Origin of the sequence: Pseudomonas sp. 21 (genome assembly GCF_000955805.1) — a bacterium.
Classification (GTDB): Bacteria; Pseudomonadota; Gammaproteobacteria; order Pseudomonadales; family Pseudomonadaceae; genus Pseudomonas.
This window is the reverse complement of sequence record NZ_JYOA01000007.1, coordinates 264,654-288,719: the sequence shown is the minus strand read 5'-3', so window position 1 is coordinate 288,719 and position 24,066 is coordinate 264,654. Positions and strand designations below refer to the sequence as shown.

The following is a 24,066-nucleotide window of genomic DNA, read 5'->3' as shown; positions in this document are numbered from 1 at the left end:
GGCATGGCCCGCTCCTACATTGGGGTGTCCTTGCCAGGCTTGAGGGGTCAGGAGAGCGTATGCTCGGCCCTATCCACCGGCCACACGCAGGTCTGATTCCGCCCCTTGTGCTTGGCGGCATACAGCGCCTGGTCAGCCTGGGCGATCAACTGGTCCGGCTCGGCGTCCTGCCCCGGCGTGGCGATGGCCAGGCCGATACTCACCGTCAGTCTTCCCAGTTCACCGGCCGGATGCGCGATGCCCATCTCGGCCACGCGCCGGTGGATGCGCGCGGCGACATGGCTGGCGCCTTCCAGCCCGGTGTCGGTGAGGATGATGACGAACTCTTCGCCGCCATAACGGCAAGCCACATCGCCTTCGCGTTGCAGGCACTCCTGCAGGCAGCTGGCGAGGCGCCGCAGCGCGTCGTCGCCGGCCAGGTGGCCGAGGCAGTCGTTGAAGCGCTTGAAGTGGTCGACGTCGAGCATCAGCACCGCCAGCGGCGCGTCGGCGCGGCGCAGGCGGCGCCATTCGCTCTGCAGCTGGCGGTCGAAGTAGCGGCGGTTGAACAGGCCGGTGAGGCCGTCCTGCTGCGAGAGCCTGTGCAGCTGCGCTTCGAGTTGCAGGCGCTCGCTGTTGTCGCGGGCCACGGCGATCAGGTAGTCGCGGTCGCCCTGGTGGATCAGCTGGGTGTTGATCTCCGCCGGTTGCAGGCTGCCGTCGCGGCGCTGCATTTCGCGCTGGAAGATCATCGACAGGTTCAGCCGGTGCGCCTGTTGCACCAGCTGGATCCAGGCGTGGAAGCCGGGAATCAGCCGTTCGGGGTCATCGCGCAGCAGGTGGCGGAAGTCCTCGGCGCTGTAGCCCAGCGTGTTGTAGGTTGCGCGGTTCATGTGCAGCAGCTCGCGCTGTTGCAGGTCGAAGATGAATAGCGCATCGCGGCTGGAGTCGGTGAGGTCCAGCGCCAGCTGCAGGCGCTCGCGGCTGTCGCGCAGGTGGGCCTCCACCGACTGGCGTTGCTCGGCTTCCTGGTTGAGCAGCTGGTTGCTGGCGCTCAGCGCGGTGGCGCGGCGGGCGTTCTCGCGGGCGAGGAACAGCGCCGCCGCCAGCAGCAGGCTGATGGCAACGCCGCCGCCGAACACCACCTTCGGCAACGGCGTGGACAGTGACTGCACGAGGGCCGAAGTGGGGCTGAGCTCCAGTTCGAAGCTGCGGTTGTTGAGCAGGCGCAACGGCACCCGCAGGGTCTGTTCGGCATCACCGGCGGGCTGTTCGCGCACATAGAGCGGCCTGCCGTGCTCCAGCAGGCGCACGCTGAACAGGTGGTTGTCGGCCTGCCGGAGCAGGTTGTCCATCAGCGGGCCGACGCGGAAGACGCCCTGCATGAAACCGTCGAAGCGCAGCTGACTGTCCGCATCGCGGATATACACCGGTGTGTAGAGCACGAAGCCACGTCCGCCCTGCACCAGCTCCACGCTGTCGCTCAGGCGCGGCTTGCCGCTGTCGCGGGCGGACATCGCCGTGGCGTAGTTGGGGTGCTGCGGGGAAAGCTGGAAGTTGAGCGCTGCCTCGTTACCTTGCAGCGGTTCCAGCCAGCGGATGCGCAAGTCCGGGCCGGACCACTGGATCGACTGGTAGCCGGGGAAGCTGCGCACGTAGAAGCGCGCGTCCAGCTCCCATTCGGGGCGGGGCATGCGGCCGTGGTGGGTCCACAGCTGGGCAAGCAGGTCCAGGCCCTGGACCTGTTCGTGGAGGTTGGCTTCCAACTGGTGCGCCAGGCTGCGCCCCTGGTAGGTCAGGCGCTCCTGCACCCGCTGCCGTTCGCTGCTCGCCAGCTCTTCGCCCAGCCAGGCACTGGCGAGCAGGAGCACACAGAGCAGACCGCCAAGCCCGAGGTAGGTAGCTAATGAGGACTGAAGGCGGTGCATGCGGCGAATTCCGGGGGCTTCAGTAACCTAATAGCACAGTGCCTCTACTTGTGCGCCAGGCCGACGACGATCGCCCACTGTTCGGCCGTGACCGGCATGACCGACAGACGGCTGCCTTTCTGCACCAGCGGCATTTCTTCCAGTCCGGCCTGTGCCTTGAGGATGCCCAGCGGCAGAACCGAGCGGAAGGCCTCGACGAAGCCGACATCACGGGCCGTCCAGGGGTTCTTTTCGTCGCTGGCCTTGGGATCGTGGTAGTGGCTTTTCGGGTCCAGGGCGGTCGGGTCCGGGTAGGCCTCGCCTTGAATCTCGGCAATGCCGGCAATGCCCGGCTCCGGGCAGCTGGAGTGGTAGAAGAAGAACAGGTCGCCCGGCTGCATGCTGCGCATGAAGTTGCGTGCCTGGTAGTTGCGCACGCCATCCCAGCGCGCTGTTTTCAGGCGCTGCAGGTCGTGGATCGAGAGTTCGTCGGGCTCGGATTTCATCAGCCAGTAAGCGCGTGCCATCCGCGAGGGTCTCCTTGTGCGTGGCGGGTAACGATGACTAAGGGTAGGCGTTTCCCTGCGACAAGCTGCCGGCTCGCCGGAAACAAATTGTAGGAAGAAGATGTAGGAGTATCGGCATGAACATTGCCTGAAAGTGCCGGAAGTTTTGGGGGCGACTGCTCCTCCGACGATCGGTTGGCGTCAGAATTGCGAGAAGCTTTTCATTGTCGGAGAATGCCGCCGTTTTTAGCTTGGCCTGCCGGACGGATAAAAAAACCACCGCCGGCCATCGTTGACAGTTTGCCTGGAAGGGGGAGGCAATCGATGAAACGCAAGCCTGATCTTTTGTGGGTGTTGGTAATACTTTTCGGTCTGGGTGTCGTCACTACCGGTTACACCCAGAGCCTGTGGGAACAACGCCAGGGCAACGCCCCGGTGCAGGTCACCCAGCAGCCCTGACTCAGGGGACTGCTGCCGCCACGGTTATCGCAAGGAACGCGATTCCGTCGCGAGACGGCCATACCAGCCGTCGTCCGTCACTATGCCCATCAGCGGCACATCCCAGCTCGCCAGCTCCAGCTTGTCGACCTTCTGGCACTCGTGCGCCAGGCCCAATAGCGTCGGTTTCTGCCAATTTTTGCGCATTCCCAGGTAGGCCAGGGTCCGGTCGTAGAACCCCTTGCCCATTCCCAGGCGGCCGCCTTGTGGATCAAAGCCGACCAGTGGTAGCAACAGCAGGTCCAGCGCCCAGGCGGGACGCTGGCGCCGACGGTCGGCCTGCGGTTCGGCGATGTCGAAGCGGTTGCGTACCCAGCGCTCGCCGATGCCCACCTGCTGGAAGGTCATGTGCGTGCGTGGCCAGTGGGAGAGCACCGGCAGGTAGGTTGCCTTGCCGCGCTTCTGCGCAGCCTGCATCAACGGGCGCGGGTCGATTTCGCCGTCAGCCGGCAGATACAGGGCAATGTGCTTCGCCCGGCGGAACAGCGGGTGCTGCGCGAGCTGGCGATACAGAGCCTGGGCGGCGAGGCGTTGCTGGAGGGGCGTGAGCGCGCGTCTGGCCTGGCGCAGCTGGCGGCGCAGGGCAGGGCGGGAGAGGGAATCTGCGTGGATCATGGAAGGGTAAAGCTCCCCGGACATGCCGCTGTCGGGTTAGCCCTTGAACCCGAGAGTTCAAGGTGGTGGTTGCAGCAGGCTTTAAGGCTTTCCGTCGTGCGGACATGCACACCAGCCCAACTGGCAACCCCCGTTGTTGCAATTATCGGCTCAGGGACATCACCGACTGGCAAACACACCAGGGAGCGAGGCGATTATACCCCAAGGAAATTTCCCTGGTCAGACTTCACCCTGGTCTTTATCGGTGGTAGGGGTGTCTGTGGTCAGGGCGCGATCCACGCGCTCGAGCAGTTCGCGCACGCGTTCACGGGTGGACCCGCTGTCGTGTTCCACGCGCTCCTGCTTGTGCAGCAGGTCGTGGGTGATGTTCAGGGCCGCCATCACCGCGACGCGGTCGGCACCGATCACTTTGCCGCTGGAGCGGATCTCGCGCATCTTGCTGTCCAGATAGCGCGCGGCGCTTTCCAGGTTGACGCGCTCGTCCGCAGGGCACGCGATGCAGTACTCCTTGTCGAGGATTTGGACGTTCAGGGTGTTCGACTGGCTCATGAGTCCTGCTCCAGGGCTTTAAGACGCAAAATCATCGCTTCGACCTTCTGCCGAGCCAAATCGTTCTTCTCGATCAGATGGGCGCGTTCTTCCCGCCAGCTTTTCTCGTTCGCCCGCAGCAGCCGGTTCTCGGCCTTGAGCTGTTCCAGGCGCTGGAGCAGCAGGTCGAACTTGGCGATCAGCGCGTGCAGGTCGGCGTCTTCCATGGGCTCTCGCTTGGGAGTTGCTTAAGTAATCGAGAACTATATAGGACTGCCGTGGGGGTGGGTCAACGCACGGCTGCCCGGCGCGTCGTCACATGGTCTTGCGGTGTGCGCCGGTGCTAGGATAACGGACCATATTCTATGCGCGGCGCCTGATGGCGCCTAGCCGTCACCCGGGTTCGATCATGTCCACTTCCAGCTCCGCCTACACCGCCTTCGCCGCCCTGCTCGCCGAGGCAGCCCTGCCGATTTCCCCCGCCGAACTGCACGGCCACCTGCTCGGTCGCGTCTGCGCCGGGTCTGGTTTCGACCAGGGCGAATGGCTGCAGGCCGCCGGTGAACTGCTCGGTGGCGAGCCGGGCGAACGCCTGGGCGCGGCACTGGGCGGCCTGCTGGGCATGGTCCAGCAGGACTTCAGCCAGGGCGAGATGGCCGTGGTGCTGATGCTGCCCAACGACGACGAGCCGTTGCTGGAGCGAGCCACCGCCCTGGGCCAGTGGTGCCAGGGCTTCCTCGCCGGCTTCGGCCTGGCGCTGCGTGCCCCCAGCCTGTCGGACGAAGCCGATGAAGTGCTGCAGGACATCGCCGCCATCGCCCAGGTCGGCGGCCAGCTGGAAGAATCCGAAGACGGCGAGGCCGACTACATGGAAGTGCAGGAATACCTGCGCGTCGCCCCGCTGTTGCTGTTCTCCGAATTCGGCAAGGTGCCGGCACCGGCCGAGAAACCCTCCCTGCATTGAGGTCGCGCATGATCCGTATCGCCAAGTCGGAATACGCCCGTCGTCGCAAGGCGCTGATGGCGCAGATGGAACCCAACAGCATCGCCATTCTCCCGGCGGCGCCGATGTACATCCGCAACCGCGACGTCGAGCACGTCTATCGCCAGGACAGCGACTTCCAGTACCTCACCGGCTTCCCCGAGCCGGAAGCGGTGATGGCGCTGATCCCCGGCCGCGAGCACGGCGAGTACGTGCTGTTCTGCCGCGAGCGCGATCCGGAGCGTGAGCTCTGGGACGGCCTGCGCGCTGGCCAGGACGGTGCCATCAGCACCTTCGGCGCCGACGATGCCTTCCCCATCGGCGATATCGACGACATCCTGCCGGGCCTGATCGAAGGCCGCGACCGCGTGTACTACGCCCTCGGCGCCAACCAGGAGTTCGACCGCCGGCTGATGGAGTGGATCAACGTGATCCGCTCCAAGGCGCGCCAGGGCGCGCAGCCGCCGAACGAGTTCGTCGCCCTCGACCACCTGCTGCACGACCAGCGGCTGTACAAGAGCGCCGGTGAGGTGAAGGTGATGCGCTACGCCGCGGAAGTCTCCGCCGGTGCCCACATCCGCGCCATGCAGGCCTGCCGTCCGGGGCTTTACGAGTACCACCTGGAAGCCGAGCTGGAATACGCTTTCCGCCTGGGCGGCGCGAAGATGCCGGCCTATGGCTCCATCGTCGCCACCGGCCGCAACGCCTGCATCCTGCATTACCGGGAGAACGACGCGCAGATCAAGGACGGCGACCTGATCCTGATCGACGCCGGCTGCGAGATCGACTGCTACGCCAGCGACATCACCCGCACCTTCCCCGCCAGCGGCACCTTCAGCCCCGAGCAGAAGGCCATCTACCAGCTGGTGCTGGACGCCAACATGGCAGCCTTCGACTACATCGCCCCGGGCCGTCACTGGAACGAAGCCCACGAGGCCACCGTGCGGGTCATCACCGCCGGGCTGGTGGAACTGGGCCTGCTCAAGGGCGACGTCGACGAGCTGATCGAGCGCGAAGCCTACAAGGCCTTCTACATGCACCGTGCCGGCCACTGGCTGGGTATGGACGTGCACGACGTCGGCGAATACCGCGTCGGCGGCGAATGGCGCGTGCTCGAACCTGGGATGTCGATGACCGTCGAGCCGGGTATCTACATTTCGCCGGACAACACCGACGTGCCGAAGAAATGGCGCGGCATCGGCGTGCGCATCGAAGACGACGTCGTCGTGACCAGGACCGGTTGCGAAGTGCTCACCAACGGCGTGCCGAAGACTGTCGCCGAAATCGAGGCACTGATGGCGCAGGCCAAGGCCCAGGCCGCCTGACATGCCACGTACGCAACTGGCCATCATCGGTGGCGGGCTCGTCGGTGCAAGCCTTGCGCTGATCCTCCAGGCCGGCGCCCGCGCGCGCGGCTGGCAGATCGTGCTGATCGAGCCCTTCGCCCCCGGCGATGCCTACCAGCCCAGCTATGACGCGCGCTCCTCGGCGCTGTCCTTCGGCAGCCGGCAGATCTACGAGCGCCTGGGGCTCTGGCAGCAGATCGCCCAGCGCGCCGAACCCATCACCCAGATCCACGTCTCCGACCGCGGTCGCTTCGGCGCCGCGCGCCTGACGGCGGTGGAAGAGGGCGTTCCGGCGCTCGGCTACGTGGTGGAGAACGCCTGGCTCGGCCAATGCCTGTGGCATGCGCTCGACCCGGACGTGGTGAGCTGGCGCTGCCCGGCCGAAGTACGGCGGATGGACGCGCTGGGCGATGGCTACCGCCTGACCCTGGACGACGACTCGCAACTGGACTGCGACCTCGCCGTGCTGGCCGACGGCGGCCGCTCCGGCCTGCGCGAGCAACTGGGCATCAACGTGCGCTCCTCGTCCTATGGGCAGACCGCACTCATCGCCAACATCAGCCCGTCCGAAGCCCATCGCGGACAGGCCTTCGAGCGTTTCACCGAGAATGGCCCGCTGGCCCTGCTGCCATTGCCGGAAAACCGCTGTGCACTGGTCTGGACCCGCATCGGCCACGACGCCGAGCGCCTGCGCGAGTTGCCTGACGCGGCCTTCCTCGCCGAGTTGCAGGACGCCTTTGGCTATCGCCTGGGCACCCTGCGCCAGGTTGGCGCGCGCTATGGTTACCCGCTGAGCCTGACCGAGGCCGATGAGCAGATTCGCCCGCATCTGGTCGTGCTGGGCAACGCCGCCCACAGCCTGCACCCGATTGCCGGGCAGGGCTTCAACCTGTCGCTGCGCGATGCCAAGGCCCTGGGTGATCGCCTGTTGCAGGAAGAGGCCGCGCCGGGAGATTTCGCCGTGCTGCAGCGCTACCTGGACGGCCAGCGCCTGGACCAGCAGATGACCGTCGGTTTCTCCGACCGCGTCACCCGCCTGTTCTCCAATGCCCAGCCGTTGCTGGCCACTGGCCGCAACATCGGCCTGCTCGGCCTCGACCTGCTGCCGCCGGCCAAGCGCTGGTTTGCCCGCCAGGCCATGGGCCTGGGCGCCCGGCCGGTCTGATTCGATGGACGCTCGCAAAAGCTCCCGCCGCGCCCGCCTGCTGCGCTTTGGCCTGAACCTCTACCCGCCGTACCTCGGCGCCGGGGTGCGGGTGCGCCACATCAGCGCGGATTTCCGCGAAATCCGCGTGAAGATGGGCCTGAACCTGTTCAACCGCAATTACGTCGGCACCCAGTTCGGCGGCAGCCTGTACAGCATGACCGACCCCTTCTTCATGCTGATGCTGATGGAGAACCTGGGGCGCGAGTACATCGTCTGGGACAAGGCCGCCAACATCGAATTCGTCAGCCCCGGCAAGGGGCCGGTGTATGCCGACTTCCATATCGACCAGCACCTGCTCGACGACATCCGCGAGCAGACTGCCGGCGGCGAAAAATACCTGCCGCGCCTGCACGCCGAAGTGCGTGACGGCGAAGGCACTCTGGTGGCGCGGGTGCAGAAGACCCTGTACGTCCGGCTCAAGCCGCGCGCGCGGCAGGCCGCTTGAATTTCGATGCCCGCGCCGACGCTGCGCGGGCCGCTGAAGAAGGAACGCACATGCACGCGGATCTGGTAATCGTCGGGGCGGGAATGGTCGGCAGTGCGCTGGCCCTGGCCCTGGAAGGCAGCGGGCTGGATATCCTGCTGCTGGACGGCTCGCCGCTGAGCGTCAAGCCGTTCGACCGCGAAGCAGCTTTCGAGCCGCGCGTCAGTGCGCTGTCCGAGGCCAGCCGGCGGATTCTCCAGCGCCTGCACGCCTGGGACGGCATCGCTGCGCGTCGCGCCGAACCTTACCGCGAGATGCAGGTGTGGGACGGCTCCGGCACCGGGCAGATCCACTTCAGCGCTGCCAGCGTGCATGCCGAGATGCTCGGCCATATCGTCGAGAACCGCGTGGTGCAGGATGCCCTGCTGGAACGGCTGCATGACTCCGCCCTCGGCCTGCTGCCCAATGCGCGCCTGGAACAACTGCGGCACTCCGGCGACGACTGGCTGCTGAGCCTTTCCGATGGCCGCGAAATCCGTACGCCGCTGGTGGTCGCCGCCGACGGCGCGAATTCCGCCGTGCGCCGTCTGGCCGGCTGCGCCACCCGCGAATGGGATTACCTGCACCACGCCATCGTCACCAGCGTGCGCGTCGAGAAACCCCACCAGGCCACCGCCTGGCAGCGCTTCACCGACGACGGCCCGCTGGCCTTCCTGCCGCTGGCGAAGGAGGGCGACGCGCACTGGTGTTCGATCGTCTGGTCGACTACCCCCGAGCAAGCCGAGAAGCTCATGGCGCTGGACGACGAAGGCTTCTGCAAGGCGCTCGGGCTCGCCTTCGAGCACCGCCTGGGCGCCATCGAACACGCCGATCGCCGGCTGTGCATCCCCCTGCGCCAGCGCCACGCCAAGCGCTATGTGGAGCCGGGGCTGGCGCTGATCGGCGACGCCGCGCACACCATCCACCCGCTGGCCGGGCAGGGCGTGAACCTGGGCTTCCTGGATGCCGCGGTGCTCGCCGAGGTGATCGAGCATGCCCACGCTCGTGGCGAGAACATCGCCGAGGAACGCGTGCTGAGCCGCTTCGAACGTCGTCGCATGCCGCACAACCTGGCCATGATGGCGGCGATGGAAGGCTTCCAGCGCCTGTTCCAGGCCGACCCGCTGGCGGTACGCTGGCTACGTAACGCCGGGCTGCGGCTGGTGGACAAGCACCATGAGGCCAAGGGCGTGTTCGTGCGCCAGGCGCTGGGGCTGTCGGGGGATTTGCCGGGGTTGGCGCGGGTCTAGCCAAGGCGGCCTGCGGCCCCCTCACCCTAACCCTCTCCCAAAGGGAGAGGGGACCGATCGGCGCGAACTGGTCGTTTAGAGATTGCCGGCTGACTCCGTGATATCTGCAGTGCCGAACAGCTCCCTCTCCCTCTGTGAGAGGGCGGGGGTGAGGGGCGTTTCCCGAGCAGCTATCCATCCCGCGACCCCAAACCACACCCTCCCGAAACACCCCGACACAAACGCGCCCCTCAGCAGCAAATGAGGTTCCTTATCATTTGCGGGATTTCTTCTCCGCAAAGGACACGCTCATGCTCGCGCGCAAAGGTCTTATCGCCACCCTCCTGCTGGCCGCCTTCGGTAGCACGGCCCAGGCCGCCGACGAAGTGGTGGTCTATTCCTCGCGCATCGACGAGCTGATCAAACCCGTGTTCGACGCCTACACCCAGGCCACCGGGGTGAAGATCAAGTTCATCACCGACAAGGAAGCGCCGCTGATGGCGCGGATCAAGGCCGAGGGCGCCAACACCCCGGCCGACCTGCTGCTCACCGTGGACGCCGGCAACCTCTGGCAGGCCGAGAAGATGGGTATCCTGCAGCCCTTCGATTCGCCGACCCTGGACGCGAACATCCCGCCGCAGTACCGCTCCGGAACCGACAGCTGGACCGGCCTGTCGCTGCGCGCGCGGACCATTGCCTATTCGACCCAGCGGGTGAAGCCCGAGGAACTGTCGACCTATGAGGAACTGGCCGATGCGAAATGGGAAGGTCGCCTGTGCCTGCGCACCGCGAAGAAGGTCTACAACCAGTCGCTGACCGCCACCCTGATCGAGACCCACGGCGCGCAGAAGACCGAGCAGATTCTCCAGGGCTGGGTGAACAACCTGGCCACCGACGTGTTCTCCGACGACAACGCGCTGCTGCAGGCCATCGCCGCCGGGCAGTGCGACGTCGGCATCGTCAACACCTACTACTACGGCCGCATGCACAAGGACAATCCGCAACTGCCGGTGAAGCTGTTCTGGCCGAACCAGGGCGACCGTGGCGTGCACGTCAACCTGTCGGGCATCGGCCTGACCAAGTACGCACCGCACCCGGAAGCCGCGAAGAAGCTGGTGGAGTGGATGACCGGCGCGGACGCCCAGGCGCTGTTCGCCGGCATCAACCAGGAATTCCCGGCCAACCCGAAGGTGGCGCCGTCGCAGGAAGTGGCCGCCTGGGGTGAGTTCAAGGCCGACAGCATTCCGGTGGAAATCGCCGGCAAGCGCCAGGCCGAAGCGATCAAACTGATGGACCGCGCCGGCTGGAACTGATGGAAGCGCCGGCGCCTTACTGGCTGTCGGCGTCGCCCTTGTGATCCACTGAAAGCGCCTTGCCGTTCTCCGCCAGCAGGCAGATGAACTGGCCGTCCGACTGGTCGCCGCGGCGCAGTTGGGCGGTCAGGCGCTTGCTGGCGTGCTGCCCGTCCACCTCGCCGTCGTAGGCTTCTTCGCGGATCGACGATGGCTCCACCCAGGTCTGCTGCCAGCGCTCCTGGACTTGCGGATTCTCGGCCAGGCGCGTCATTGCCATCTGCAGGCAGGCTTCCATGGGAGTGGGCTCGTCGGCCTGAACGGCGCCGCACAGTGTCAGAAGCAGCAGTCCGCAGAGAGGGCGAGGGGAGGACATGGGCTTTTTCCTTGGCAGGTTGGAATGGCAAAGTGGCGGATTCGACCGCACTAGCTTGAGCTTTATCCCTGTCGCATGAGGATCAGGCGAATTCGATACCAATGAGGGAAGTTTCCGTCAATTCTTCGGCGAATTTTCCTGCGAACACCGGCTGATCTCCTGGAATAACGCAACGCATGCGCACCCACCGCTGGACCCCCATCACCTTTGCCGTCGCCGCCCTGGTTTTGCTGCCCATCAGTGTCCTGCTGCTGAGCTGGGCGGAAATCGACCGCGAAATCTGGTCGCACCTGTGGGAAACCCAGATGGTGCGCCTGCTGGGTAACACCCTGGTGCTGGTGGCCGGCGTAGGCGTAGGCGTGACCGTGCTGGGCGTCAGCCTTGCCTGGCTCACCAGCCTCTGCGAGTTCCCCGGCCGGCGCTGGCTGGACTGGGCGCTGATGCTGCCCTTCGCGGTGCCGGCCTATGTGCTGGCGTTCGTCTTCGTCGGCCTGCTGGATTTCTCCGGCCCGGTGCAGACGCTGCTGCGCGAATGGTTCGGCAGCGGCCTGCGGCTGCCGCGCGTGCGCTCCACCGGCGGGGTGATCACGGTGCTGGTGCTGGTCTTCTACCCCTACGTCTACCTGCTCGCGCGCACCGCCTTCCTCGCCCAGGGGCGCGGGCTGATGGAGGCCGCGCGGGTGCTCGGCCTGTCGCCCCTGGCGGCCTTCTGGCGCGTCGCCCTGCCCATGGCGCGGCCAGCCATCGGCGCCGGGCTGGCGCTGGCGATCATGGAGACCCTGGCGGATTTTGGCACCGTCTCGGTGTTCAACTTCGACACCTTCACCACCGCCGTCTACAAGACCTGGTACGGCTTCTACAGCCTCTCCAGCGCCACCCAGCTGGCCAGCCTGCTGCTGCTGTTCGTCATGCTGGTGTTGCTGGGCGAGCGCTACAGTCGCGGCCGCAGCGGCGTGCCCAACGAGCGCCCGCGCGGCGCGGCGCTGTATCGGCTGCATGGCTGGAAGGCCTTCGCCGCCAGCGCCTGGTGTCTGCTGGTATTCGCCTGCGCCTTCGTCATCCCGGTGCTGCAACTGGTGGTGTGGGTCTGGCAGAAGGGACGTTTCGACCTCGACGAGCGCTACTGGGGGCTGATCCTCCACAGCCTGTACCTGGGCGGCTTCGCGGCGCTGATCACGGTGTCCGTCGCGCTGTTGCTGGTCTTCGCCCGGCGGCTGTCGCCAACACCCGCGGTGCGCTCGGCGGTGGGTATTTCCAACCTCGGCTATGCGCTGCCCGGCTCGGTGCTGGCAGTGGCGATCATGCTGGCCTTCAGCTGGCTGGATAACCAGGCGGTGATCCCGCTGTCCAGCGCCCTGGGTGGCGCCGGCAAGCCCTTGCTGCTGGGCAGCCTCGGGGCGCTGCTGGTCGCCTACCTGATCCGTTTCATGGCGGTGGCCTATAACCCGCTAGAAGGTGCGCTGGCGAGAATTCGACCTTCGCTGCCGGAAGCGTCCCGCAGCCTGGGCGTCGGCGGAGCCGGGTTGTTCCTCCGCGTCTACCTGCCGCTACTGGTGCCGGGAGCCTTGAGCGCCGCGCTGCTGGTGTTCGTCGACGTGCTCAAGGAGATGCCCGCGACCCTGCTGATGCGTCCGTTCGGCTGGGACACCCTGGCCGTGCGCGTCTTCGAGATGACCAGCGAAGGCGAGTGGGCGCGCGCCGCGCTACCGGCGCTGACGCTGGTGCTGGTGGGATTGTTCCCGGTGATCGGGCTGATCCGTCGCTCGGCGCGACCGACCGGTTCTGTGCGGCCCTGAGAATCGGCCGTCGGACAAGCTGTCCAGAGTCCGGCCATGCGACTACAATGCGCGCGTTTCGTGCGGGCCGTACTCGCGCTCCGCACCCGCCTCGCCCGGAAGGAGAACACCCATGGGACAGCGCACGCCGCTCTATGATTTGCACGTCGCCCTCGGCGCCAAGATCGTCGATTTCGGCGGTTGGGACATGCCGTTGCACTATGGCTCGCAAGTCGAAGAGCACCACCAGGTACGTCGCGATTGCGGCGTGTTCGACGTTTCCCACATGACCGTGGTCGACGTCACCGGTCCGCAGGCCAAGGAATACCTGCAGCGACTCCTGGCCAACGATGTCGAACGTTTGCAGGTTCCGGGCAAGGCGCTGTACAGCGGCATGCTCAACGAGCGTGGCGGGGTGGTCGACGACCTCATCGTCTACCTCGGCGTGTATGGCTACCGCGTGGTGGTCAACGCCTCCACCCGCGACAAGGACATGGCCTGGATGCAGGCGCATACCGAAGGCTTCGACGTCACCCTGACCGAACGTCCGGACCTGGCGATGCTCGCCGTCCAGGGCCCGAATGCCCGCGAGAAGACCGCCGAACTGGTCACGCCCTCGCGCGCCGCGCTGATCCGCGAACTCAAGCCCTTCCAGGGCAAGGCAGACGGTGACTGGTTCATCGCCCGCACCGGCTACACCGGCGAGGACGGGCTGGAAATCATGCTGCCGGCCGTCGAGGCACAAGGCTTCCTCAACGATCTGGTCGGCGCCGGCATCGCCCCGGCGGGCCTGGGCGCGCGCGATACCCTGCGCCTGGAAGCCGGGATGAACCTCTACGGCCAGGACATGGACGAAGACGTCACCCCGCTGGCTGCCAACATGGGCTGGACCATCGCCTGGGAACCCGAAGGCCGCGACTTCATCGGCCGCAAGGCCCTGGAAGCGCAGAAAGCCGCCGGCGATGCGCCCAAGCTGGTCGGCCTGGTGCTGGAAGAGCGCGGCGTACTGCGCGCCCACCAGGTCGTTCGCGTCGCCGGTATCGGCGAAGGCGAGATCACCAGCGGCAGCTTTTCCCCGACGCTCGGCAAATCCATCGCCCTGGCCCGTGTGCCGGCGGCCACCGGTGACCGCGCCGAGGTGGAAATCCGCGGCAAATGGTACCCGGTCCGCGTCGTTCAACCGAATTTCGTGCGTCATGGCAAAGCCCTGATCTAAATTGCATGATCTAACTTGCATGGTGCGGCGTCGCCGCCCGTCGTCCAGTCCTCGAGGAACAACAAGATGAGCAATATCCCCGCCGACCTGCGTTACGCCGCCAGCCACGAGTGGGCGCGCCTGGAAGCCGACGGTACCGTCACCGTGGGCATCTCCGACCACGCCCAGGAAGCCCTGGGCGACGTGGTCTTCGTCGAACTGCCGGAAGTGGGCAAGACCCTTGCCGCCGGCCAGGAAGCCGGTGTGGTCGAGTCGGTGAAAGCCGCCTCGGACATCTACGCCCCGGTGGGTGGCGAAGTCATCGCCGTCAACGACGTGCTGGCCGACACCCCTGAAGAAGTGAACAACGACCCGTACGGTTCCTGGTTCTTCAAGCTCAAGCCGAGCAACCCGGCCGAGCTGGACAAGCTCCTCGACGCCGCCGGCTACCGCGCTGCCAGCGACGCCGACGCGTAAGACACTGCTGTAAACACAGGCCTCGACTCGTCGGGGCCTGTTCTTTTCAGGGAACGACCCTTTCGAGACCGTGGCCATGTCGAACACCCCTTCGCTTTCCCAGCTGCACCAGCCTGATGCCTTCCTCGCCCGTCACCTGGGCCCAGACGCCGCCGAGCAGCAAGCCATGCTCGACACCCTGGGGCTCGGCAACCGCGACGACCTGATCGTGCAGACGGTACCGCCGGCCATCCGCCTGAACCGGCCGCTGGACCTGCCGACCGCCCTCGACGAGCAGGGTGCGCTGGCCAAGCTGAAGGGCTACGCGCAGAAGAACGAGCTGTGGACCAGCCTGATCGGCACCGGCTACTACGGCACCCTGACCCCGACCGTGATCCTGCGCAACGTGCTGGAGAACCCGGGCTGGTACACCGCCTACACCCCGTACCAGCCGGAGATCGCCCAGGGCCGTCTCGAATCCCTGCTGAACTTCCAGCAGATGACCATCGACCTCACCGGCCTCGATCTCGCCAGCGCCTCGCTGCTCGACGAAGCCACCGCCGCCGCGGAAGCCATGGCCCTGGCCAAGCGCGTGGCCAAGGCCAAGAGCAACCTGTTCTTCGTCGACGTGCATTGCCACCCGCAGACCCTCTCCGTGGTGCAGACCCGCGCCGAAGCCTTCGGCTTCGACGTGGTGGTCGACGAGGTGGACAACCTGGGGCAGCACCAGGTGTTCGGCGCGCTGCTGCAGTACCCGGACACCCGTGGCGAAATCCGTGACCTGCGCGCGGTGATCGACGCCCTGCATGCGCAGCAGGCCATCGCCTGCGTCGCCAGCGACCTGCTCGCGCTGCTGCTGCTCACTCCGCCGGGCGAGCTGGGCGCCGACGTGGTCCTGGGCAGCGCCCAGCGCTTTGGCGTGCCCATGGGCTATGGCGGCCCGCACGCCGCCTTCTTCGCCTGCCGCGACGAGTACAAGCGCGCCATGCCGGGCCGGATCATCGGCGTGTCCAAGGACGCTCGCGGCAACACCGCGCTGCGCATGGCGTTGCAGACCCGCGAGCAGCACATTCGCCGCGAGAAGGCCAACTCCAACGTCTGCACCTCGCAGGTGCTGCTGGCCAACATCGCCAGCCTGTACGCCGTGTACCACGGCCCGCAGGGCCTCAAGCGCATCGCCCAGCGCGTGCACCGCCTGACTTCCGTGCTGGCCGCCGGCCTGACCGCCAAGGGCGTGAAGGTCGTCAACCAGCACTTCTTCGACACCCTGACCCTGGACGTCGGCGCCGGCCAGCAGGCCATCGTCGAGCGCGCCCGCGCCGCCCGCGTGAACCTGCGCATCGTCGGCGAGGACCGCCTGGGTGTGAGCCTGGACGAAACCACCAGCGCCGAGACCCTCGCCAGCCTGTTCGACATCGTCCTCGGCGCCGGCCACGGCCTGGATGTCGCCCAGCTCGACGCCGGCAAGGTCGCCGAGGGCATCCCCGCCGACCTGCAACGCAGCAGCGGCTACCTGAGCCACCCGGTGTTCAACCGCCACCACAGCGAAACCGAGATGCTGCGCTACCTGCGCCAGCTCGAGGGCAAGGACCTGGCGCTGAACCAGTCGATGATCCCGCTGGGCTCCTGCACCATGAAGCTCAACGCCACCAGCGAGATGATCCCGATCACCTGGCCGGAATTCGCCACCCTGCACCCCTTCGTGCCGCGCGAGCAGGCCGAGGGCTACCGCCTGATGATCGAGGAGCTGGAAAGCTGGCTCTGCGCGATCACTGGTTTCGATGCCATCTGCATGCAGCCCAACTCCGGTGCCCAGGGCGAGTACGCCGGCCTGCTGGCGATCCGCAAGTACCACGAGAGCCGCGGCGACGCGCACCGCAACATCTGCCTGATCCCGTCCTCGGCCCACGGCACCAACCCGGCCTCGGCGATCATGGCGAGCATGCGCGTGGTCATCGTCGAGTGCGACAAGGGCGGCAACGTCGACATGGAGGACCTCAAGCGCAAGGCGGCCGAAGCCGGCGAGCAGCTGTCCTGCCTGATGATCACCTACCCGTCCACCCACGGGGTGTACGAAGAAGGCATCCGCGAAATCTGCGAGGTCATCCACGGCCACGGCGGCCAGGTCTACATGGACGGCGCCAACCTCAACGCCCAGGTCGGCCTGGCGCGTCCGGCGGACATCGGCGCCGACGTGTCGCACATGAACCTGCACAAGACCTTCTGCATTCCCCACGGCGGTGGCGGCCCGGGCATGGGCCCGATCGGCGTGAAGAAGCACCTCGCGCCCTTCGTCGCCAACCACCCGGTGATCCGCATCGAAGGCCCGAACCCGCTCAACGGCGCGGTCAGCGCCGCGCCCTGGGGCAGCGCCAGCATCCTGCCGATCAGCTGGATGTACATCGCCATGATGGGCCCGCAGCTGGCCGACGCCACCGAAGTGGCGATCCTCAACGCCAACTACCTCGCGCAGCAGCTCGATGGCGCCTTCCCGGTGCTCTACCGTGGCCGCAACGAGCGCGTCGCCCACGAGTGCATCCTCGACCTGCGCCCGCTCAAGGCGCAGACCGGGATCAGCGAGGAAGACGTGGCCAAGCGCCTGATGGACTACGGCTTCCACGCGCCGACCATGTCCTTCCCGGTGCCCGGCACGCTGATGGTGGAGCCCACCGAGAGCGAGTCCAAGCACGAGCTGGACCGCTTCATCGAGGCGATGCTGTCGATCCGCGCGGAGATCGCCAAGGTCGAGACCGGCGAATGGCCGGCCGAGGACAACCCGCTCAAGCGCGCGCCGCACACCCTGGCGGACGTCACCGGGCTGTGGGACCGCCCCTACCAGATCGCCGAAGCGGTGACCCCGACCGAGCACACCCGCGCCTTCAAGTACTGGCCGGCGGTGAACCGCGTGGACAACGTCTACGGCGACCGCAACCTGTTCTGCGCCTGCGTGCCGGTGGACGATTACCGCGAATGAGCGGTGCGTTGAACTGAAAAAGCCGCCTTCGGGCGGCTTTTTTGTTTTTCGTAGGAGCGAGCTTGCTCGCGAACGGATTTCCTGGCGGCGCCGGAGCCGGGAGGGTTCGAGAGCAAGCTCGCTCCTACAGGTTCATTCCAGCGTGGGAGCGGACTCCGTCCGCGATCGGCTTGGTCCGGCAGAGGGCTTCAGGGCTTCAGCTGCAACCGCCCGATCAGGCGGATCAGGAACACGAACAGCAGGATCATCAGCACGTTGCTGAGCATGCCGATCAGGTTGTAGAGCGCCGAGGGCAGCAGCGAATAGATCTCCAGGCCGACCACGCTGAGCAGGCGGCTGAGCAGCCAGAAGCCTTCACTGACGATCAGCAGGATCAGGGTGATCTTCAGCGGCTGGATGGGATCGTTCATGGGACACTCCGTGTCGGAATTGGAGTGTCAGTAGAGCACAGCCGCGGCCCGCCGGCTTGGCTCGCGGCAAGCGCCACGGGCCGCGCCGCTGGGTATCACTGGGCGGGTGCGTCATCGCGACGGACGAGAATGGCGTTGGCCAGTTCCATGTCGCTGCGGTCCTGCAGGGCGGCGTCGTCGCTGCGCAGGCGGGTGAGGGCGGCTTCCAGGTAGGGGCCGCGGATGGCGCCGTCACTGGCGACGAAGGCGCTCGCATCGTCCTGGGCGGCGACTATCAGCTTGTCGTGCTTGAAGGTCAGGTAGGTCGACGCCGTGGTGGCGCCGGACGAGATGACGTCGCGCCAGAAGTCGCCGTCGGCCATGGCCGAGGCAACGGGCAGGGCGATCAGGGCAAAGGCTGTGGCCAGTTTCGCGGTACGCATCGGGTACACCTCCGCAAGGTCCGTGTACAGGTGAGAGGCGCGGCGGCTGGCGGGAGTTCCAACTTTCCTGCGACGGTCTGCGCGAGCGGTCGCCCACGCAGACCGTTTCGATCAGCGCTGGGCGGCGAGGATCGCCGAGGCCAGCTCGGCGTCGCTGGCTTGCGCCAGGGCCGGGTCGGCGCTGCGCATCTGCTGCAGCGTGGCTTCCAGGTAGGGGCCACGGATGGCGCCGTCGGTGGCGATGAAGCTGGCGGCGTCGTCCTGGGCCGGGCCGATCAGCTTGTGGTCGTCACGGCTGGTCAGGTAGCTCGAAGCGGTGGTGGCGCCGGAGGTCAGGACCGAGCGCCAGAAGTCGCGATCTTCGGCCATGGCACAGGTGAGGGGGAGCAGGGTGAGGGCTACGACAGCAGGGACAAAACGGCGACGCATGATGGTTCCTTGAGTGATTGCGCGCCACTCAGAGCGTCGGAATATTCCGCGGTTCCCTCCTGTCGTCGGAAATGTCTGCTGCCGGAGCCGTCACTCGCGCTTCAGCGACGGATCGTCCGGGTTCTGCTGCTCCAGCTCCGCCGTGAATTGCTGCACCTTCTGGAACTGCCCGGATTCGCGCAGGTAATCGATCAGCACCAGGCGTGCTGCGCGGTTGGCCGGGTGTTTCTGCAGCAGGGCCTCCAGCTCGTGGCAGGCGCCGTCGGCATCTCCGCTGTCATGCAGGGCGATGGCCAGCACATAGCGGAACTGGTCGTCCTCCGGGGCCAGGCGTACCGCTTCACGCAGCTCCTTCAATGCCTGCGGACGCTGCCCCTGGCGTACCAGGGACAGGGCCTTGACGTGATGCAGCAGCCCGGACGCAGGGTTCTGGCGCAGGGCTTCATCGAGCAACTGGCGAGCGTCCTCCTGGCGCCCGCTGGCCTCCAGCCACTGGATCAGGGTGACCGTGGCCGGCAGGAAGGCCGGGTTGCGCGCGATGGCGGCGCGCAAGGCGGGCTCCACCTTTTCCGGCCGGTTGGTGCGCTGGTAGAGCATGGCGAGGTTGAGGTTCGCCTCGGCGCGTTCGCTCAGGTCGTTCTGCACCTCCTCGTACTCGCCCAGGCCTTTGGCCAGTGCGGCGTCGAGGCCGGAAAGGGCCTGTGGCGGCAGTTGCGCCAGTTGCCAGGCCGCGGCGATGCGGACGGCGCGGACCGGATCGGACAGCAGCGGTGCCAGCAGGGTCGGCAATACCATGGCCTGCTGCGGGCCGTTGGCGAGCGGAAGGAGCACGTTGATGGCTGCGGTGCGTACCTGCGGATCGGCGTCCTTCAGGGCCAGCGCCGCCAGTTCCAGCGAGCGCTGGCTGGGATAGCTGGGCAGCTCGGCCAGCAGCGTGGCGCGGCGGATCGCCGGTAGCTCGGGCGACGCCAGCAGCAGGTGCAGCGCGCGGGAGGCGCCGGGTTTGCCGCCGCGGGCTTTCCACAGGGTGTCGTCATAGCGCGGAACGGGGTTGCTGGAGGCGTTGGCCTTGGCCGGCAATTCACTGGCGTACCACTGGCGGAACTGGTCGCTGATCTTCTTCGCCGGGGTGTCCTTGTGGCAGGCCAGGCAGGCATCCGGTGCACCGATGCGCCGCGCGTGCGCGGGATTGGGCAGGGTGAAGCCGTGGTCGTGGCGGTAGTCGTTGACCATGTAGTAGCGCCCCGGCATGTGGCACGAGGTGCACTGCGCGCCGGCGCTGCCGGGCTGGTGGTGATGGTGCTCGGGGGAGTCGTAGTTCTTCGCCTGCAGGCCCTTGCCGTCGATCTGCGGGCGCACCGCCTTGCCGGCGGTGTTGTGGCATTGCAGGCAGACACCGTTGCCCGGCGCCTTCAGCTCGCCGCTGTGGGGGTTGTGGCAGTCGGTGCACTGCACGCCCTTGGCGAACATCTTGCTCTGGGTGAAGGAGCCCCACTCGAAGACCTCGTCCTTGATCTTGCCGTCGATCTCGTAGAGCTCGCGGGTCAGGGTACTGGGCAGGTAGTCGTCCATGAAACGGTGGTTGTTCTGGTAGCCGTCGCCCAGTGGCGCACGGCGGGCGTGGCAGCGCGCGCAGGTCTCGACGATGGTGCTCTGGCTGGCATTCTGCAGCGGCACATCGAAGCCCCTGGTGGCGTTGCGGTCGGGCTTCTGCGCCCATTCCAGGTGCTTGGACGCCGGCCCGTGGCAGGCCTGGCAGCCGACCCCGAGGCTGTTCCAGTGGCTGGCGAAGCTGTCGGTCGTCGCGTCGTAATTGCGCTTGAAACCGGTGGTGTGGCACTCGACGCACATGAAGTTGGCGTTCTGCGCGGGGCGGGTCCAGTGCAGTTCGTCCTTGAAGTCGATGCGCTGGCCGGGCATCAGCTGGAACCACTGGTGCTTGCGGCTATCCCAGGCGACGCCGAGGGCCTGCAGGCGGCCGCCTGGGTACTCGAGGAGATACTGCTGCAGCGGTTCGAAGCCGAAGGTGTAGGCCACCTTGAAGTCCGCCGGCTTGCCGTCGGCGCCGGGCGTGTTGACCCAGTACTCGCCGCCCTTGCGGAAGAAGCGGCTGGTCTCGGTATCGCCCTTGAAGGTGACGCCCTCGAAGTCGCCCAGCACATTGCCTTCGGTGGCCGGCTTCATGGCCTGCTGGTGGTGGGAGCCCTGCCAGTCCTTGAGCTGCGCCTGGTGGCAGCCGGAGCAGGTGGATTCGTCGACCAGTTGTGCCGGCTGCGCTGCCGGCGTCGGGGCAGCAGCCTTGGGCGTGGTGGCCGGGATCGGTGGATGGCCGCTGGGCAGTTGCACGCCATTGTCCTGCTCGACCCAGACCCAGGCTCCGATGGTGGCCAGGAGCAGAACCCCGGCGACGGCGGCGATCCAGGTACGACGAAACCCGGTGGGCTGCGTGGCGACGGGAGCAGCGGGGCGAGGCTTCTTGGTCTTGTGAGGCATGGACATCCATTTTCCGCGGCGACTCCGTGGGTAACGGAGCTTCCGCGAGCCGGTGGGAGCTGTCAACGCGGGCGGGCTACCTTCCTCGTGGGCTGGCGGCCCGCCACCATGGGTACATCAGGGCTGGCGAATCTCGGCGACCCTTGCGCTGTCGACCTTCACGTCGGGATTGCCGAACTGCGCGGTGAGGTAGTTCACCAGCGTGGCGATCTGCTCGTCGTTCAGCGTGCCGGCGAAGCCGGGCATGAACACGTCTTCGTTGCCCACTTTGCGGTGCACGCCGCCGAGCACCACCTGTACCAGGTTGTCCGGCTGCAGGGCGCCCACGGCGCTGTTCTTCAGCAGCATCGGGTAGTAGCCGTCCCGCACCCCTTCGCCGCTCCAGGAGTGGCAGCTGGCGCAATTGCCCAGGTACAGGCGCGCACCATCGTCGTGCTTCTGTGCGGTGAAGTCCTGGCCGCGCAAGGTGACCACATCGTCCGCCGGCTCGCCCCAGGCGAAGCGCGCCTTGCGTTCGCCATCGCTGACCTCCGGCACGCTGCGCAGATAGCTGGCGATGGCCTGCAGGTCGGCGTCGGTCATGTACTGGAAGCTGTGCTGCACCGCCTCGGCCATGGGGCCGGCGGCCTGTGCCTTGCCCGGTACGCGGCCGGTCTTGAGGTACTGGACGATCTCCGCGTCGCTCCAGCCGCCGATGCCGCTGTGGGTGTCGGGAGTGATGTTGAAGGCGTACCAGCCGCCCAGTGCGGCGCCGGCGAGGAAACCGGTGCCGTGCTCGTCCGTGGCCTTCTCCTGGAACGCCATGCCGCGCGGCGTGTGGCAGGTGCCGCAGTGGGCCAGGCCCTGGACCAGATAGGCGCCACGGTTCCAGGCCGGGCTCTGCTTCGGGTTGTTCTGGTAGACCGCGTCGTCGTGGAACAGCAGGTTCCAGATCGCCAGCGGCCAGCGCATGTCCAGCGGCCAGGTGATGTCGGAATCCTGGTTGGGCTGCGCGACTGCCTGCACGCCGCCTTCGAGAAACCAGGCGTAGAGCGCCTTCATGTCCTCGTCGGTGATCTTCGAGTAGGCGGTGTAGGGCATCGCCGGGTAGAGCCGGGTGCCACCCTTGGCCACGCCTTCGCGCACGGCGCGGGCGAAGTCGTCGTAGCTGTAGCTGCCGATGCCGGTCTTCGGATCGGGGGTGATGTTGGTGGAGTACACCGCGCCCAGCGGCGTGGCCAGCGGCAGGCCGCCGGCGAAGGGTTTGCCGCCCGGTACGGTATGGCAGGCCGCGCAGTCGCCGGCGCGGGCCAGGTATTCGCCGCGTTGCAGCAGCTCCTGCGGGGCGGGATCGAGGGCCTTGGCGGCGTGCGAGACCAGGGGCGCGGCGAGCAGGGCGAGCAGGATCAGACGCTTCATGCCTTGGCCTCCCGCTTCAGGTGCTCGGCCAGGCGCAGGGCCAGGGCGGCAATGGTCAGGGTGCAGTTCACCGAGCCGACGGTGGGCATCACGCCGCTGCTGGCGATGAACAGGTTGGGGTGGTCGTGGCTGCGGCACTGGGCGTCCACCACCGAGTCCTTCGGGTCCGCGCCCATCAGCACGGTGCCGGTGATGTGGTTGTTGTTGGCGAAGCTGTCGTCGTACTTCACTTCCTCGCCATTGAGCAGCCTGGCCGCGTGGGCGTAGACCTCGCGGGTGTGCACCGCGCTCTTGCGCACGTAGTCGTCCATCGCATAGGTGAACTCGGGCTTGGGAATGCCCGCTGCATCGCGCTCGGTGGCGCTGGGCACGATGCGGTTCTCCGGGTGCGGGAGGATTTCGTGGAAGCTGTCGAAGCGCACGAAGCGCGCGGCGCGGTCGCGAATCTTCGCCTCCAGGTCATGGCCCAGCAGCAGCGGCCCGTGGCGGATCAGCTCGGCGGCCACCTGGTCGGTGCGCGAAAGGTTGGACAGGTGGATCTTCTTCGACGCGTACTCGCTGCGGAAGGCGCCGTCGCGGAAACCCACCATGGAGGTCATCTCCTGCGGCCCGCGGCCCGGCCAGAGCTTCTCGTCGGCATAGAACTGCACGGCGGTGCCGGGGTGGTCCATGAGGTTGCGGCCGACCATGTCCGAGCTGTTGCCGACCTCGGACATCAGCATCAGCTTGGGCGTCTCGATGCCATTGGCGGCGAGGATGAAGGTGTCGCCCTCCACGCGCACTTCGTTGCCCTGCGGGTCCTTGTACAGCGCCGCGACTATCTTGCCGCCGTCGCCCTTTTCCAGCTTGAACACCACGGCGTTCTCGATCAGCCGCGCGCCGGCGGCCTCGGCCTTCTCGACGTGGACGACGCCGTTGTACATCGCACCGATGGGGCAGATGGGCATGCAATTGTTGTTGCCGCAGCAGGTCGGCCGGCCGTCGTAGGGCCGACTGTTGCGCGCCACCGGTTCGGTGACCACGCGGTAGCCGTTGGCGTTGAGCAGGGTCTTGATGCGCTGCTCGTTCCATGAGAGCGGCAACGGCGGCATCGGGTAGGGCTGGCTGCGCGGCGAATCGAGTTCCTCGTCGCCGGGGCCCCAGACGCCCAGTTCCTCTTCGGCCCGCTGGTACCAGGGCTCCAGCTCGGCGTATTCGATGGGCCAGTCGCGGCCCACGCCGTAGAGGCTGAGCAGCTTGAAATCGTTGGGCAGGAAGCGCCAGGCGGATGCCGCCCAGTGCCAGGTGGTGCCGCCGACGGCACGGATGTACTGCACGTCGTAGGGGTGTTCGCCCTTCTGGATCAGGTAGTGGTTGTCCGGCTTGAACTGCGGATGCGGCGCGTACGGGCTGGACGGGTAGGGCGCCTGGTTATCGGATTTGTCCGCCTGGTTGCGGAAGCGCTCGACGATCTCCCAGCGCCCCATGCGCGGTCCGGCTTCGAGGATCAGCACGTCCTTGCCGGCCAGGGCCAGCTGATGGGCGACCAGGGCGCCGGCCACACCGGAGCCTACCACCACGAAATCCGCGCGTTGCGTCTCGGCCAT

General features: G+C 66.9%; 22 protein-coding genes and 1 other RNA gene. 10 read left to right on the top strand and 13 right to left on the bottom strand.

Annotated elements, in window-relative coordinates:
- Positions 1-47: 47 nt before the first annotated feature.
- From UB43_RS16815 to UB43_RS16795, 6 genes are all read right to left on the bottom strand, one after another.
- Positions 48-1,907 carry a diguanylate cyclase gene (locus UB43_RS16815; RefSeq protein WP_045213138.1) on the bottom strand — a complete coding sequence of 620 codons (1,860 nt, stop codon included), beginning with the start codon at positions 1,905-1,907 and terminating at the stop codon, positions 48-50.
- Positions 1,908-1,951: 44 nt separating this feature from the next.
- Positions 1,952-2,413 carry an EVE domain-containing protein gene (locus UB43_RS16810; protein ID WP_045213136.1) on the bottom strand — a complete coding sequence of 154 codons (462 nt, stop codon included), beginning with the start codon at positions 2,411-2,413 and terminating at the stop codon, positions 1,952-1,954.
- 462 nt (positions 2,414-2,875) lie between these two features.
- Positions 2,876-3,505, bottom strand: coding sequence for a 5-formyltetrahydrofolate cyclo-ligase (locus UB43_RS16805; RefSeq protein WP_045213135.1), 630 nt, complete (start codon positions 3,503-3,505; stop codon positions 2,876-2,878).
- 9 nt (positions 3,506-3,514) lie between these two features.
- A non-coding RNA gene (ssrS, locus tag UB43_RS29200) (6S RNA) lies at positions 3,515-3,693 on the bottom strand.
- Positions 3,694-3,724: 31 nt separating this feature from the next.
- A complete protein-coding gene (locus UB43_RS16800; protein WP_045213134.1) occupies positions 3,725-4,054 on the bottom strand; it encodes a cell division protein ZapA in 330 nt (109 codons plus the stop codon).
- On the bottom strand, positions 4,051-4,260 hold the full coding sequence (locus UB43_RS16795; protein ID WP_017521390.1) for a TIGR02449 family protein: 210 nt from the start codon (positions 4,258-4,260) through the stop codon (positions 4,051-4,053). Before UB43_RS16795 ends, UB43_RS16800 begins: the two co-directional genes overlap by 4 nt.
- A 182-nt stretch (positions 4,261-4,442) precedes the next feature.
- Here UB43_RS16795 and UB43_RS16790 point away from each other — a divergent pair, with 182 nt between their 5' ends.
- The 6 genes from UB43_RS16790 (at position 4,443) to UB43_RS16765 (ending at position 10,573) form a co-directional block, all read left to right on the top strand.
- Positions 4,443-4,997, top strand: a complete 555-nt coding sequence (locus UB43_RS16790) for a UPF0149 family protein (protein WP_045213132.1) — start codon at positions 4,443-4,445, stop codon at positions 4,995-4,997.
- A gap of 8 nt (positions 4,998-5,005) precedes the next feature.
- Positions 5,006-6,340: a Xaa-Pro aminopeptidase gene (pepP, locus tag UB43_RS16785; protein WP_045213129.1), complete on the top strand. Its 1,335-nt coding sequence runs from the start codon at positions 5,006-5,008 to the stop codon at positions 6,338-6,340.
- A 1-nt stretch (position 6,341) separates the two neighbouring features.
- Positions 6,342-7,526, top strand: a complete 1,185-nt coding sequence (gene ubiH / locus UB43_RS16780; protein ID WP_045213127.1) for a 2-octaprenyl-6-methoxyphenyl hydroxylase — start codon at positions 6,342-6,344, stop codon at positions 7,524-7,526.
- A gap of 4 nt (positions 7,527-7,530) precedes the next feature.
- Positions 7,531-8,013, top strand: a complete 483-nt coding sequence (locus UB43_RS16775; RefSeq protein ID WP_045213125.1) for a DUF4442 domain-containing protein — start codon at positions 7,531-7,533, stop codon at positions 8,011-8,013.
- Between the two features lie 50 nt (positions 8,014-8,063).
- Positions 8,064-9,281, top strand: coding sequence for a 2-octaprenyl-3-methyl-6-methoxy-1,4-benzoquinol hydroxylase (locus UB43_RS16770; protein ID WP_045213122.1), 1,218 nt, complete (start codon positions 8,064-8,066; stop codon positions 9,279-9,281).
- A 290-nt stretch (positions 9,282-9,571) separates the two neighbouring features.
- On the top strand, positions 9,572-10,573 hold the full coding sequence (locus UB43_RS16765) for an extracellular solute-binding protein (RefSeq protein ID WP_045213119.1): 1,002 nt from the start codon (positions 9,572-9,574) through the stop codon (positions 10,571-10,573).
- Between the two features lie 16 nt (positions 10,574-10,589).
- Here UB43_RS16765 and UB43_RS16760 read toward each other — a convergent pair whose 3' ends face one another.
- On the bottom strand, positions 10,590-10,928 hold the full coding sequence (locus tag UB43_RS16760) for a hypothetical protein (protein ID WP_156160434.1): 339 nt from the start codon (positions 10,926-10,928) through the stop codon (positions 10,590-10,592).
- Positions 10,929-11,104: 176 nt separating this feature from the next.
- On the opposite strand from UB43_RS16760, the gene UB43_RS16755 reads away from it, so the two are divergent.
- From UB43_RS16755 to gcvP, 4 genes are all read left to right on the top strand, one after another.
- Positions 11,105-12,724, top strand: coding sequence for an iron ABC transporter permease (locus tag UB43_RS16755; RefSeq protein WP_045213113.1), 1,620 nt, complete (start codon positions 11,105-11,107; stop codon positions 12,722-12,724).
- Positions 12,725-12,836: 112 nt separating this feature from the next.
- Positions 12,837-13,919, top strand: a complete 1,083-nt coding sequence (gene gcvT / locus UB43_RS16750) for a glycine cleavage system aminomethyltransferase GcvT (protein WP_045213111.1) — start codon at positions 12,837-12,839, stop codon at positions 13,917-13,919.
- Between the two features lie 66 nt (positions 13,920-13,985).
- The gene (gene gcvH, locus UB43_RS16745; RefSeq protein ID WP_045213109.1) at positions 13,986-14,375 is read left to right on the top strand and encodes a glycine cleavage system protein GcvH; all 390 of its coding nucleotides are present in this window, start codon (positions 13,986-13,988) and stop codon (positions 14,373-14,375) included.
- A 76-nt stretch (positions 14,376-14,451) separates the two neighbouring features.
- Entirely contained in the window at positions 14,452-17,328 is a 2,877-nt protein-coding gene (gcvP, locus tag UB43_RS16740; RefSeq protein WP_045213106.1) for an aminomethyl-transferring glycine dehydrogenase, read from the top strand.
- 188 nt (positions 17,329-17,516) lie between these two features.
- Here the strand turns inward: gcvP and UB43_RS16735 are convergent, their stop codons facing one another.
- From UB43_RS16735 to UB43_RS16710, 6 genes are all read right to left on the bottom strand, one after another.
- Positions 17,517-17,738, bottom strand: coding sequence for a hypothetical protein (locus tag UB43_RS16735; protein ID WP_045213104.1), 222 nt, complete (start codon positions 17,736-17,738; stop codon positions 17,517-17,519).
- A gap of 95 nt (positions 17,739-17,833) precedes the next feature.
- Complete coding sequence (locus UB43_RS16730) at positions 17,834-18,160, bottom strand: DUF2388 domain-containing protein (protein ID WP_045213102.1); 327 nt, start codon at positions 18,158-18,160, stop codon at positions 17,834-17,836.
- Positions 18,161-18,271: 111 nt separating this feature from the next.
- Complete coding sequence (locus tag UB43_RS16725) at positions 18,272-18,589, bottom strand: DUF2388 domain-containing protein (protein WP_045213099.1); 318 nt, start codon at positions 18,587-18,589, stop codon at positions 18,272-18,274.
- 90 nt (positions 18,590-18,679) lie between these two features.
- Positions 18,680-21,088, bottom strand: a complete 2,409-nt coding sequence (locus tag UB43_RS16720; RefSeq protein ID WP_156160433.1) for a tetratricopeptide repeat protein — start codon at positions 21,086-21,088, stop codon at positions 18,680-18,682.
- 111 nt (positions 21,089-21,199) lie between these two features.
- Complete coding sequence (locus tag UB43_RS16715) at positions 21,200-22,480, bottom strand: cytochrome c (protein WP_045213097.1); 1,281 nt, start codon at positions 22,478-22,480, stop codon at positions 21,200-21,202.
- Entirely contained in the window at positions 22,477-24,066 is a 1,590-nt protein-coding gene (locus tag UB43_RS16710; RefSeq protein ID WP_045214157.1) for a GMC family oxidoreductase, read from the bottom strand. The genes UB43_RS16715 and UB43_RS16710 overlap by 4 nt, the downstream gene beginning before the upstream one ends.

Excerpts from the sequence above, each read along its gene's own strand:
- UB43_RS16815 (WP_045213138.1), bottom strand. The coding sequence starts at position 1,907 with ATGCACCGCCTTCAGTCCTCATTAGCTACCTACCTCGGGCTTGGCGGT.
- UB43_RS16760 (WP_156160434.1), bottom strand. The coding sequence starts at position 10,928 with ATGTCCTCCCCTCGCCCTCTCTGCGGACTGCTGCTTCTGACACTGTGC.
- UB43_RS16795 (WP_017521390.1), bottom strand. The coding sequence starts at position 4,260 with ATGGAAGACGCCGACCTGCACGCGCTGATCGCCAAGTTCGACCTGCTG.
- ubiH (WP_045213127.1), top strand. The coding sequence starts at position 6,342 with ATGCCACGTACGCAACTGGCCATCATCGGTGGCGGGCTCGTCGGTGCA.
- UB43_RS16790 (WP_045213132.1), top strand. The coding sequence starts at position 4,443 with ATGTCCACTTCCAGCTCCGCCTACACCGCCTTCGCCGCCCTGCTCGCC.
- UB43_RS16770 (WP_045213122.1), top strand. The coding sequence starts at position 8,064 with ATGCACGCGGATCTGGTAATCGTCGGGGCGGGAATGGTCGGCAGTGCG.
- UB43_RS16710 (WP_045214157.1), bottom strand. The coding sequence starts at position 24,066 with ATGGCCGAGACGCAACGCGCGGATTTCGTGGTGGTAGGCTCCGGTGTG.
- UB43_RS16810 (WP_045213136.1), bottom strand. The coding sequence starts at position 2,413 with ATGGCACGCGCTTACTGGCTGATGAAATCCGAGCCCGACGAACTCTCG.
- UB43_RS16725 (WP_045213099.1), bottom strand. The coding sequence starts at position 18,589 with ATGCGTCGCCGTTTTGTCCCTGCTGTCGTAGCCCTCACCCTGCTCCCC.
- UB43_RS16775 (WP_045213125.1), top strand. The coding sequence starts at position 7,531 with ATGGACGCTCGCAAAAGCTCCCGCCGCGCCCGCCTGCTGCGCTTTGGC.
- UB43_RS16715 (WP_045213097.1), bottom strand. The coding sequence starts at position 22,480 with ATGAAGCGTCTGATCCTGCTCGCCCTGCTCGCCGCGCCCCTGGTCTCG.
- UB43_RS16805 (WP_045213135.1), bottom strand. The coding sequence starts at position 3,505 with ATGATCCACGCAGATTCCCTCTCCCGCCCTGCCCTGCGCCGCCAGCTG.
- gcvH (WP_045213109.1), top strand. The coding sequence starts at position 13,986 with ATGAGCAATATCCCCGCCGACCTGCGTTACGCCGCCAGCCACGAGTGG.
- UB43_RS16755 (WP_045213113.1), top strand. The coding sequence starts at position 11,105 with ATGCGCACCCACCGCTGGACCCCCATCACCTTTGCCGTCGCCGCCCTG.
- UB43_RS16735 (WP_045213104.1), bottom strand. The coding sequence starts at position 17,738 with ATGAACGATCCCATCCAGCCGCTGAAGATCACCCTGATCCTGCTGATC.
- UB43_RS16730 (WP_045213102.1), bottom strand. The coding sequence starts at position 18,160 with ATGCGTACCGCGAAACTGGCCACAGCCTTTGCCCTGATCGCCCTGCCC.
- UB43_RS16720 (WP_156160433.1), bottom strand. The coding sequence starts at position 21,088 with ATGTCCATGCCTCACAAGACCAAGAAGCCTCGCCCCGCTGCTCCCGTC.
- UB43_RS16800 (WP_045213134.1), bottom strand. The coding sequence starts at position 4,054 with ATGAGCCAGTCGAACACCCTGAACGTCCAAATCCTCGACAAGGAGTAC.
- pepP (WP_045213129.1), top strand. The coding sequence starts at position 5,006 with ATGATCCGTATCGCCAAGTCGGAATACGCCCGTCGTCGCAAGGCGCTG.
- gcvP (WP_045213106.1), top strand. The coding sequence starts at position 14,452 with ATGTCGAACACCCCTTCGCTTTCCCAGCTGCACCAGCCTGATGCCTTC.
- gcvT (WP_045213111.1), top strand. The coding sequence starts at position 12,837 with ATGGGACAGCGCACGCCGCTCTATGATTTGCACGTCGCCCTCGGCGCC.
- UB43_RS16765 (WP_045213119.1), top strand. The coding sequence starts at position 9,572 with ATGCTCGCGCGCAAAGGTCTTATCGCCACCCTCCTGCTGGCCGCCTTC.